The 10,926-nt window shown below is 65.0% G+C and carries 9 protein-coding genes; 5 read left to right on the top strand and 4 right to left on the bottom strand.

Features of this window, described 5'->3' with window-relative positions; genetic code table 11:
• The 5 genes from ACDA63_RS00350 to ACDA63_RS00330 all read left to right on the top strand — a co-directional run.
• A partial coding sequence (locus tag ACDA63_RS00350) for a folylpolyglutamate synthase/dihydrofolate synthase family protein (RefSeq protein WP_373661166.1) occupies positions 1-836 on the top strand: 836 nt, incomplete at its 5' end.
• Positions 837-869: 33 nt separating this feature from the next.
• Positions 870-1,667, top strand: a complete 798-nt coding sequence (locus tag ACDA63_RS00345) for an SPOR domain-containing protein (RefSeq protein WP_373661165.1) — start codon at positions 870-872, stop codon at positions 1,665-1,667.
• 6 nt (positions 1,668-1,673) lie between these two features.
• The gene (locus tag ACDA63_RS00340; protein ID WP_373661164.1) at positions 1,674-2,165 is read left to right on the top strand and encodes a CvpA family protein; all 492 of its coding nucleotides are present in this window, start codon (positions 1,674-1,676) and stop codon (positions 2,163-2,165) included.
• 12 nt (positions 2,166-2,177) lie between these two features.
• Positions 2,178-3,698 (top strand): amidophosphoribosyltransferase, encoded by a 1,521-nt coding sequence (gene purF / locus ACDA63_RS00335; RefSeq protein ID WP_373661163.1) that lies wholly within the window; start codon positions 2,178-2,180, stop codon positions 3,696-3,698.
• A 234-nt stretch (positions 3,699-3,932) separates the two neighbouring features.
• Complete coding sequence (locus tag ACDA63_RS00330) at positions 3,933-5,105, top strand: O-succinylhomoserine sulfhydrylase (protein WP_373661162.1); 1,173 nt, start codon at positions 3,933-3,935, stop codon at positions 5,103-5,105.
• A 52-nt stretch (positions 5,106-5,157) separates the two neighbouring features.
• Here the strand turns inward: ACDA63_RS00330 and ACDA63_RS00325 are convergent, their stop codons facing one another.
• The 4 genes from ACDA63_RS00325 to ACDA63_RS00310 are packed head-to-tail and all read right to left on the bottom strand — an operon-like array spanning position 5,158 to position 10,925.
• On the bottom strand, positions 5,158-7,257 hold the full coding sequence (locus ACDA63_RS00325) for an HlyD family efflux transporter periplasmic adaptor subunit (RefSeq protein WP_373661161.1): 2,100 nt from the start codon (positions 7,255-7,257) through the stop codon (positions 5,158-5,160).
• Positions 7,258-7,259: 2 nt separating this feature from the next.
• Positions 7,260-8,606, bottom strand: coding sequence for an efflux RND transporter periplasmic adaptor subunit (locus ACDA63_RS00320; protein ID WP_373661160.1), 1,347 nt, complete (start codon positions 8,604-8,606; stop codon positions 7,260-7,262).
• A 7-nt stretch (positions 8,607-8,613) separates the two neighbouring features.
• On the bottom strand, positions 8,614-9,372 hold the full coding sequence (locus tag ACDA63_RS00315) for an efflux RND transporter periplasmic adaptor subunit (RefSeq protein ID WP_373661159.1): 759 nt from the start codon (positions 9,370-9,372) through the stop codon (positions 8,614-8,616).
• Positions 9,372-10,925 carry a TolC family protein gene (locus tag ACDA63_RS00310; RefSeq protein ID WP_373661158.1) on the bottom strand — a complete coding sequence of 518 codons (1,554 nt, stop codon included), beginning with the start codon at positions 10,923-10,925 and terminating at the stop codon, positions 9,372-9,374. Before ACDA63_RS00310 ends, ACDA63_RS00315 begins: the two co-directional genes overlap by 1 nt.
• Position 10,926: the final 1 nt, after the last annotated feature.

The raw sequence follows: 10,926 nt of genomic DNA, 5'->3' as shown, positions 1-10,926 counted from the left end.
TCGATGCCGTCAACGTCATCGAGCCCGATTGCTCGGTCGTCACCGGCGTGGCCATGGATCACATGGACTACCTGGGCGATACGCGCGAGGCCATCGGTTTCGAAAAGGCCGGCATCTACCGTCCGGGCAAGCCCGCCATTTGCGGCGACCCGATGCCGCCACAAACGCTGGTAGGGCACGCTCGCAACATCGGTGCGGACCTGCGCGTTTCCGGCCAGGACTTCGGTTTTTCTGGCGACAAGAATCAATGGCAGTTCTGGGGGCGGGAGCAAAAGCGCAGCAGCCTGGCGTATCCGGCGTTGCGCGGCGCCAACCAACTGCTCAACGCATCGAGCGTGCTGGCCGCGCTGGAAGCCTTGCACGACAAGCTGCCGGTGCCGATGCAGGCGGTGCGGCAGGGACTGATGCTGGTGGAGCTGCCGGCGCGCTTCCAGATACTGCCGGGCCGTCCGAGCATCGTGCTGGACGTGGCGCACAACCCGCAGGCGGCCGCGGTACTGGCGGAAAACCTCATGAACATGGGGTTCTATCAAAATACCTTCGTGGTGTGCGGAATGCTCTCCGACAAGGACATCGCGGGTACGTTGCGCGCCGTGCTGCCGCGCGTCGACCGCTGGTTCCTGTGCGATCTGCCAGGCCCGCGCGGCGCCAAGGCCGCCGATCTGGCGGCACATCTGGCGGACATTGGCAACGCCGTGGCGACCGAGCAATTTGCCGATCCGCATTCGGCGTTTGCTTCGGCGCAGGCGCAAGCGGGCGAGGGTGATAGAATCATTGTCTTTGGTTCCTTCCTCACCGTGGCCGACGTGCTGCGCGTGATCGCAACGAAACCTTGAGCGTGTTCATGTCATTGATTTGTGGGCGTAAGTATGGCGGACAGTGACGCCCAGCTCGACCTCAAAAAGCGCGCCCGTCGGCGTCTGGTCGGCGCCGTCGCACTGGCGCTGGCGGCTGCGATCATCCTGCCGATGGTCATGGAAAGCAGTCCCAAGCCGACGGGCAACGATCTGCAGATCCGCATTCCGAGCCAGGAGGGCGGCAACTACGCCTCCCGCCTGATCACCGGTTCTCCGCCGCCGGCTCCAACGGCAGACGCGCCGGAAGAAATCGACAGCGATGAATCAGCCCCGGCCGCAGTGCCGCCAGCGCCCGTTGCGGCCGCATCGAGTTCGCGCTCATCCATCGCCTCTGTGACGCCGGTACCGACCAATACGCCACGCTATGCGGACGCATCCGGCCCGCTGGTGTCGCCTTCGGGCCGTCCGGTGCCGAATGCCGTGGCACAGCAATCCCAGGCAGCTTCGAGCAAGGCTTCTTCGAGCCGTGCATCGGCGAGCAAATCCTCGGCGCAGGCCGAGTCGCGCCCGGGCACGCACACTGGCGACGCCGATCGCGCTCGCGCCATTCTCGAGGGCGGCGTCGCGCCGACCAACGCAGCCGCCTCCAGCGCGGCGCATTTCTTTGTTCAACTGGGCGTCTATCGCGATGCCGACAACGCCAAGAGCGTGCAATCGCGCGCCAAGGCTGCGGGGTTCGCGGTGAGCACCGAAAAAGCGGGCGAGAGCACGCGTGTCCGGGTGGGTCCCTTTGCGACCCGCGCGGCAGCCGATTCCGCCCAAGGCAAACTCAAGCAGGCGGGCCTGAGCGGCGTAGTGACAGCGAAGTAGGCGTGAATGACGCTCTTCGACTATGTTTTTTTGTGTCTGCTCGCCCTGAGTGTGATCGTTGGCCTCTGGCGAGGTCTAATCAGCGAAATCTTTGCGCTTGTCGGTTGGGTGGTGGCGTTCGCCGTCGCCCGCTACGGCGCGCCGCTGCTCGCCCCGACGATGGCGCACTGGGTGGAGACACCATGGATGGCCTGGGCCGCTTCTTTCCTGGCCGTGTTCATCCTGACGCTGCTCGTGCTTGGAGTGATACGTTTTCTGCTGCGTGAACTGCTGGCTGTGATTGGCATGTCGCCGATCGACCGCATGTTGGGCGCATGCTTCGGTGTTGTACGCGCCGTTTTCGTCGCCATATTGGTGGTGGCGGCAGCGGGGCTGACACAGTGGCCCAAGGAGCCGTGGTGGCGCGATTCGACGCTCGCCCCGGCTTTCGAGACCGCTGTCATTGCGGCAAAACCGTGGATGCCCCACGAGTTGGCCGTGCGAATCAAGTATCGATGAACAGGTGAAGGTATGTGCGGAATTATCGGCGTGATGGCGACCACGCCCGTCGGCCAGTTGCTCTACGACGGGCTGCAGGTCCTGCAACATCGCGGCCAGGATGCGGCAGGCATTGCAACGACGGAAGGCGGCCGTTTCCACATGCACAAGGGCTCGGGCCTGGTGCGGGACGTGTTCCGCACGCGCAACATGCGCAACCTCCTTGGCAACTGGGGGATCGGCCATTGCCGCTATCCCACCGCCGGCTCGGCCTACAACGCGGCCGAAGCGCAGCCGTTCTACGTCAATTCGCCGTTCGGCCTGATGCTGGCCCACAACGGCAACCTGACCAACTCCGACGCACTCAAGCGCGAGATGTACCTCGCCGATCTGCGTCACATGAACACCAACTCCGATTCCGAAGTGCTGCTCAACGTGCTCGCGCACGAGCTTCAGGAGTCGTCGCAGGGCTCCTTCCGCCTGGATGAGGACACCATCTTCCGCGCCGTCGCCGGCACGCATAAGCGCGCCAAGGGTGCCTATGCCGCGGTGGTGATGATTGCCGGCTACGGTCTGCTGGCGTTCCGCGATCCGTTCGGCATCCGCCCGCTGGTGATCGGCAAGAACGAAACGCCGGATGGCGTCGAATACATGGTCGCGTCCGAATCGGTCGCCATCGATGTGCTGGGCTTCAAGGTCGTGCGCGACGTGGCGCCGGGCGAAGCCATTCTCATCGACACGCAGGGCAATCTGGTGAGCCGCCAATGCGCGGAACGTCGCCCGTTCGCGCCGTGCATGTTCGAATACGTCTATCTCGCGCGTCCCGACTCGCTGATCGACGGCATCTCGGTGTACGAGAGCCGCATCAAGATGGGCGTCTACCTGGCCGAGCGCATCAAGCGTGAATACGGCCACCTCAAGATCGACGTGGTGATCCCCATTCCCGATTCGTCGCGCCCCGCTGCGATGGAACTGGCGGCGATCCTCGACGTGCCGTATCGCGAAGGCTTCGTGAAGAATCGCTACATCGGCCGCACCTTCATCATGCCGGGGCAGGCCGTGCGCTCGAAGTCAGTGCGCCAGAAGCTCAACGCCATGTACCAGGAATTCGCCGGCAAGAACGTGCTGCTGGTCGATGACTCCATCGTGCGTGGCACCACCAGCCGCGAGATCATTTCCATGGCGCGCGACGCAGGCGCCGCTCAGGTGTTCATGGCCTCTGCGGCACCTCCGGTGCGTTTCGCCAACGTCTACGGCATCGACATGCCGAGCCGGCGCGAACTGATCGCAGCTTTCCGTACCGAAGAAGAGGTCGGCAAGGAAATCGGTGCCGACGCGCTCATCTACCAGGACCTCGAAGACCTCAAGCGCGCCGTCGGATCGCTCAACCCCGAGGTGGGCGATTTCGAGACCTCCTGCTTCGACGGCCGCTACGTAACGGGCGACATCACCGCCGAATACCTGTCGTACATGGAAGACGGACGCCACGCCGCGACGAGCGACGATGGGGAAGGCGGCCAGCTCGACCTCAATCTCGTCGAGTCCGACGTTTGACGGGCGAAGCGGGAGAGAGTAATTTCTGACTTTCAACTCGGAGCTATTCCGAGTGTGCGCCGATTTGAGCTTCAGCTTGCGGGCGCGTGACAAATACAGCTAAAGCGATGCACGAAACCCGTTCATCGCTCGCGCTGTGGACGGGTTTTTTTATGAGCCCATTTTGTGAATCTCCGCGGCCGACGGTATTGCGCGGTGCTTCATGAAATGGGCTCCACCAGAAAGGCAAACACGATGGATGAATTCGATCTCGATACGCTCGCCGTACGCGCGGGCATCGAGCGCAGCCAGTTTGGCGAGCATTCCGAAGCGCTGTACCTGACTTCCAGCTACGTCTTCGGCAGCGCTGCCGAAGCGGCTGCGCGCTTCTCGGGCGAAGCGGAAGGCAACGTGTATTCGCGCTTCACCAATCCCACCGTGACGGCGCTGCAAACGCGCCTGGCGGCGCTGGAAGGCGCGGAGCGCTGCGTGGCGACCTCGTCCGGCATGTCGGCCATCCTGTCGATGGCCATGGCCTTGCTCAAGGCTGGCGACCATGTGATCGCCTCGCGCGGCCTGTTCGGTTCGACGCAGCAACTGTTCGGCAACATCCTCGCCAAGTTCGGCATCGAAACCACCTTCGTACCCGCGACCGATCTGGCTGCCTACCGCGCCGCAGTCAAGCCGGCGACGCGGCTGTTCTTCGTCGAAACGCCGTCCAACCCGCTGACCGAACTGGTCGACATCGCTGCCGTCGCCGACATCGCCCACGGAGCGGGCGCATTGCTGGCCGTCGACAACTGCTTCTGTTCGCCGGTGCTGCAACGCCCGCTCGAACACGGCGCAGACATCGTCATCCATTCCGCCACCAAGTACCTCGACGGACAGGGCCGCGTGCTCGGCGGCGCGGTGCTGGGCAAGCACGATACGATGGAAGAGGTCTTCAAGTTCCTGCGCACCGCGGGCCCGTCGATCTCGCCGTTCAACGCGTGGGTGATCCTCAAGGGGCTGGAGACGCTGCGCATCCGCATGCAAGCACAGTCGGCCAACGCGCTGACACTGGCGCAATGGCTCGAGGCGCAACCGGCGGTGGAGCGCGTCTACTACCCGGGCCTGCCGTCGCATCCGCAATATGCATTGGCACAGCGTCAGCAGAAGACGGGTGGGGCGGTCGTGGCGTTCGAAGTGAAGGGCGGCCGCGAGGGCGCATGGAAGGTGGTCGACAACGCGCGCATGGTGTCGATCACCGCCAACCTCGGTGACACCAAGACCACCATCACGCATCCGGCCACCACCACGCACGGTCGCATCTCGCAGGAATCGCGCGATGCCGCCGGCATTCGCGACGGTCTGCTGCGCATGGCGATCGGCCTGGAGTCGGTCGAAGACATCAAGGCAGACCTGGCCCGCGGCCTGAGTCTCGTTTGATCAGTGCATCGCGCCGTCGCCTCATCCGGGCGACGGCGTACCGCGCGCATTCCTACAGCGAACCTTCGCGCCTCAAGATGGCGCCCAGTTGGCGCAGCCAACTGGCGGCGAAACTCCGTGCAGCCGCGTCGATGCTCACCGCGCCTGCACGTTCCTGATGCACTCGCGATGCGCCGACGCAGTCATCCATCCGCACCCGGAACACCGCGCGCAAAGGGGCGATGATCTGCCCCTGGCGCACCGACGGGATCGGTCCACCGAATACGCTGGCGAGCTGTGGCGCATCGATCTGCGCGAGGTTCACTCTGTCGACTTCCATCACACGGCAATCGATCGCAGGCGTGCCCGGCGCATCGGCCACAAAACGCGCCCGTGCGTGATCGTCGATCCGTGGCAGATCTTCTTCGGCCACGTACGCCTGTACGCGCGAGCCTTGCTCGCTGACCACCTGCAACACGGCCTCGCCGCGTGCCAGCCATTGGCCGCGGAGCAATGCGTCGCTGCGCGCCGCCACGACACCGTCGAACGGTGCGCGCAATTCGAGTTGGCGCGCGACTTCCTTCAGGCCGGCGACTTCTTCCTGTGCCGCCTGCCAACGTGTGCGCAGCGCTTCTCCAGCTTCCAGCAAGCGGCTGTCGAAAGCCTGCTGCTCGACTTGCCAGCGCAGTTGCTTTTCGCGCGCTGCTGCGCCCGATAGTTCGTAGTCCAGTTCCGGCGAAGTCAGTCGCGCCAGAATCTGCCCGGCGTGCACGCGCTCGCCTTCGCGCACTGCGACCTCGGCGACCTGTGCGGGCACCGGTGCATACAGCTTCTGCGCGTGACTCGCTTCCACGATGGCCGGCGCGCGCACGCTGCCGCGCCAGGGCACGACGAGCACCAGCAGCACGGCGCCGAACAGGGCTGCCGCGCGCAACGTGCGGCCGTGCCACTGCATGCGATCGCGCAGTTGCCACCACGTGGTCAGCTCACGCCAGACAGGCAGCGCAATGAACCAGCCCAGTTCGATCGCCAGCAAGAAGATACCCAGCGTCTTGAAGAACACGTGATAGACGAGAAAAGCGATCGACAGGAACAGTGTCAGCCGGTATAGCCATGTCCCGTATGCAAAGGTGATGAGAAAACGCGCGCGGCGCGGCGCGAAGCCCTCCGGTGGCGGATCGCCCAGCCCGAACAGCCATTCGCGCATGCGCCAGCGCCCCAGAGCGAATGCGCGACTGTGCAGGTTGGGCATGTCGAGCCAGTCCGACAGCAGAAAGTAGCCATCGAAGCGCATGAACGGCGACAGATTGATGGCCAGTGTCAGCAGCCACGTACTCGTCGCCAGCAGGAACACGCCGCCGCGCACGGGCCCGTCGGGCAGAAAGCTCCATAGCAGCGTTGCCGCCGCAGCCAGTGCGATCTCGGCCGCCATGCCCGCGATGCCGATCTGCAATCGCTGCCGACGCGAGGCGAGCTTCCATGCTTCGTTGGTGTCGGTGTAGAGCACTGGCCACATGACAAGGAAGGCCACTCCCATGTGGGCGACGCGACATCCGTGGCGATATGCGGTGAAGGCGTGCCCCAATTCGTGCAGCAGCTTGGCCGCCGACAAGGCAACGCCGATGCCGACCAGACCGCGCCAATCAGCGTACGCGGCGAATGTATGGACGAACTGGTCCCACTGCTGTGCGGCCAGCAGCAGGCCGCCCGCGGCGCACAGGACCACCGCCCACCAGAACAGCGGCGTGTAGATCCACTGGATGTACGGCGAGACGGCGCGCAGGAAAGGCATCGGCCGCACCAGCGGCACGCGGATGAACAGGTAATGCTTGAGCAGCCACATCGCCTTTGAAAGCCTGGTGGCCTGCGCGGCTTTTTCGAGTCGCGCGGTATCCGGTGCAAAGTGTGCGGCGACCAAATGGTGATGCAGCAGAAAGCGCAGCAAGTCTTCCAGCGCGGCCTGATCGACGCTCAGCGTGGTCTCGCGCGCGATGGCGGCGAGCAGTCTCTCGCCCGTGCCCAGCGACCAGCGCGACAACATCTCGAACGCCGCCCAGCCGATCTGGAAAAAACGGTTGTCGCTCGGATCATGCAAGGTCCACGTCGGCGTACCATCCGCCGCGCGCGGACCAGGGTGTAGCGCCAGTTCCTGGCGCAGGGCAGGCAACTGCATATTCACCAGCCCAGCCATTGGCGCGCGGTGGTCAGCGGGCGCCGCAACGCGTAGTAGATCAAGGGGACTCGCGCGCCGGATACGCGTGCATTGCCGGTAAGGCCCACGCGCGGCAGCGTGCCGCCGTCGAATACCGCCTTGAGTCGATATGCCACCACGCCCTCGCGCGTGGCTTCGGCACTGTAGGCAACCTGCGTGATGCGGGCGTCATACGACGACAGCGGACTGGCGTTCGGGTAGAGCGTGGCGAACGCGCCCGGCTCGACATCGAAGCGCTCGCCCGCCGGCAATTCGATCGACAGCTCAACCTTGTGCGGATCGGCCAGCGTCATGATGCGTTCGCCAATCGCCACGGCCTTGCCTTGCCAATCATTGACATCGCTGAACACCGCCACGCCCGCGCGTTCGGCCTTGATCTGCACGCGCCCCAACTGCTGTGCGGTGTAGTCGAGTTCGACCTGTTTCTGTTCCATCTGGCCGCGACGCTGAGCCATGTCGAGCCGGCTCTTGTCGTCGGTGACCGCCGCCTGCGCCGACTGTCGATACTCCTCGGCGGCGGCGTCATACGCCTTGCGCGCCACGGCGTAACGGGCCTGCAATGCCGTGGTGTCGAGCGTCACCAGCGGCGTGCCGGCGGCCACCTGCTGGTTGGGTCTGACGAGAATCCGATCCACCACGCCGTCTTGCGGAGCGCGTACCAGGAATGGTTCCAGCGGCACGACCTCGGCAGGTGCCAGCACGGTCTGCCGCACTGGGAACAGTGCGACGATCAGCATTGCCACCGCGACTGCCACGCGCCGTTTGGTCGGGCGCAGCGCGTCGGCCAAGCGGGTGCGCCAGGCACGTCGCGGCGCGAAGGCATCGAGCGCATGGCTGTACGCGTGTCCCACTTCGGCCGCCAGCGTCAGCGCGCCATCAGGCCAGGGCTCGTCCGATGCGAACAGCAGTCCGCCCAGTGCATCGTCACGTTGCCGCAACGGCACCCATAGCCCATGCGCGGGCAGCCAGTCCGACCATTCGGCGCCGACGTCGTCCGGCAGATCCATGGACTGCACGCGGCGGGGGTTGTCGCTCGATTGCGTCGCCAATGCCGGCAGGGCGCGTTGCAGCCATTGCACGTAAGGCGCGTTCGGATCGGCCTGCGGCACGCCCGACACGCAGGCCACGCGCCCATGGCGAACGCCAAGCCACAGGGCCGACTGGCGATAGACGAGCATCTGACGCGATTCATTCAACATCGTGAAAGCGAGCGCGTCGACGTTGTCAGCTTCGCGTGCGCGGCGGGCGAGCTGCACCAAGGCCAGCAATTCGCGTGGCACGGCTACGGGCGGGGGGAGGGCGGCAGTCACGATGCGATCACTTCGTACCGGCGAACACGGCCCAGCCGCTCATGCCTGGCAGCAGCGTGCCGGCGGGGGCTTCCATCACGCCGGTGATCTGGATCGACTGACTGACCGGATCGATGCGCGCACCCGTGCGCACCACACGTGCCGGAAAGCTCTTGCCCAACTCATCCACCTGCACCGAAAAGCGCGTGCCGTTCTTGACCGATGCGAGCCAGCGCGAAGGCACGATCATCTGCACTTCGAGTTCACCGGAATCGATGATGGCGATGAGCTGCGTGCCCGGCGTCACGTATTGCTGAGCCGTGGCGACGCGCTTGACTACGCGTCCGGCAAACGGTGCGGGAATCTGGCATTTCGACACCGTGGCCTGCATGTAGGCGACTTCCGCGCCGCTCTCCTTCACCTTGGCTTCGGCCTGGTCGACTTCCAGCCTGCCGACAGAATTGAGTTCCGCCAGCCGCTTGTTGACGGCCAGCGTCTGCTGGGCGGCTTCGTTCGTGGCGCGCGCCTTGGCGAGCTGTGCCTGGAACAAAGTGCAGTCGAAGCTCACCAGCGTCTGCCCGGCGCGAAAGGCATCCCCTTCGCGCAGCGGCAGGGAGGCGATCTTGGCCGACAGTTCGCTGGAAATGACCACATCATTGCGCGCGGAAAGCTGCGTGCGTACTCGCCCGTCCTTGTCGGTGAGCGTGGTGTCGGGTGTGGCCGCCTGTGCGCCGGCGGCCAGCGCGAGCAGGGCGGCGAGCCCTGCGATGCGTGCTGCGTGCAACATCACCCGGCCTTTCCATCCTTGCTCACCGTGTCGTCCCAACGCGATTCCATCGACTGGATAGCCTGCGTCAGGGTCGATAGATCGTAATTGGGCACGCCCTTGGGCAGCGGATCGAGGCCCAGCGTGGCGAGCACTTGCCCATAGGCGCCCTGTAGCGCGCCGTAGCTCTGGTAGCGGCGCAGTTCCGACATCAGACTGCTGGCGGCGGCGCGGATCTCGGCGAGCCTGCCTTGCGCGTCGTTGCGCGCAGCGTTACGGGTGTGGTCGAGGATGCGGCGCTCCACGCCGTCCAGATCGCTGGACAGTTCAAACTGGCGCTTGCGGCCGAGGTAGTCGCGATAGGCCACCTGCGTCTGCGTCAGCACCGCCATCGACATGGCGAGCTTCTGGTTGCGCGCGATCTCGCTTTGCGCGTCGGCCGCCTGCAGCACGCTGCGGGCGTTGAACACGCCGAGCAGGTTCCACGACACGCGCACGCCGGCGCTACGCCACTCGTTATTCACGAGGAAGCTGTTCGAGTCGTAGTTGTCACCGATATCGAACTGGATGCCCGGCAGCAGGCGCGCGATGGCTTTGCGCGTTTCGTTCAGGCTGATGCGCTCGTTGTAACGCGCCTCCATCAGCTCGGGCCGATTGAGCAGCGCGGTCTCTTCCATCTTGTCCAGCGGCATCGAAATCGCCGGCGTGCCGAGCTCGCTCGGCATCGCAAGCTGATAAGCCTTGCCTGGCTCCAGGTTCATCAGCGACGCGAGCTTCGGCTTGGCCTGCGAGAGTTCATCGTTGATCGCTTCGAGCTGGCGGATGATGTCCAGCAACTGGCGCTGGTAGTTGAGCGTTTCCAGCGGCGACTGCAGCTTTTCCGCTTCGATCTTGCGCGAATCGGCCAGCGCGGCGCGGGCCTGTTCCAGCACCGGGCCGATCTTGCCTTCGAGCGCCTGCGCGCCGGCGGCCTGCCAGTAGGCCTGACGCACCTGCTGCATGACGAGGTGGATCGTCTTGCGGCGACGTTCCTGCGCGACCAGCGCGCGGTCGGCCTGCTGCTTGGCCTGGAAGTAGCTCACGCCAAAGTCGAGGATGTTCCACGACAGCGTCAGGCTGGCGGTGCTGCCTTCATCGTCCGACGACACCGACGGCTCCAGCGACTGTTGTCCGGTGATCACGCTGTACGACGACGATGCGTTCTGGTTGCTGCGATTCGAATACCCGGCCGCTGCGGTGAGCTTGGGCAGCAGGTCGAAATTGGCCAGATCCAGCTGGCGCTGGGCCAGCGCTTCTTCCATCTGCTTGAGGCGGAAGTCGAGGTTGTACTTGACCGCGCGCGCCATCGCCTCGTCCAGCGCGATCGGGCCGGCGACCGGCTCCTGGTTCTTGAACAGGTCCGCGCGCTCGGCGCGTACATCGGTCTGGCGCTCATCGAGCGTGATCGGCGTCGGCGAAATGGCGCAGCCGGTCAGCGCGATGGCCACCGTCAATACAGCCAGCGGTTTGAGCGCCAGTTTTGGCGCGCGGCGGGCCTTGATGGCGGCTCCGTTGTGTGAAAGGGCAAGTTGCATC

It is taken from the genome of Uliginosibacterium sp. sgz301328, from assembly GCF_041807905.1.
Classification (GTDB): domain Bacteria; phylum Pseudomonadota; class Gammaproteobacteria; order Burkholderiales; family Rhodocyclaceae; genus JBGVSA01.
The sequence above is the reverse complement of the archived record's forward strand: the minus strand, read 5'-3'. Positions and strand labels throughout refer to the sequence as shown.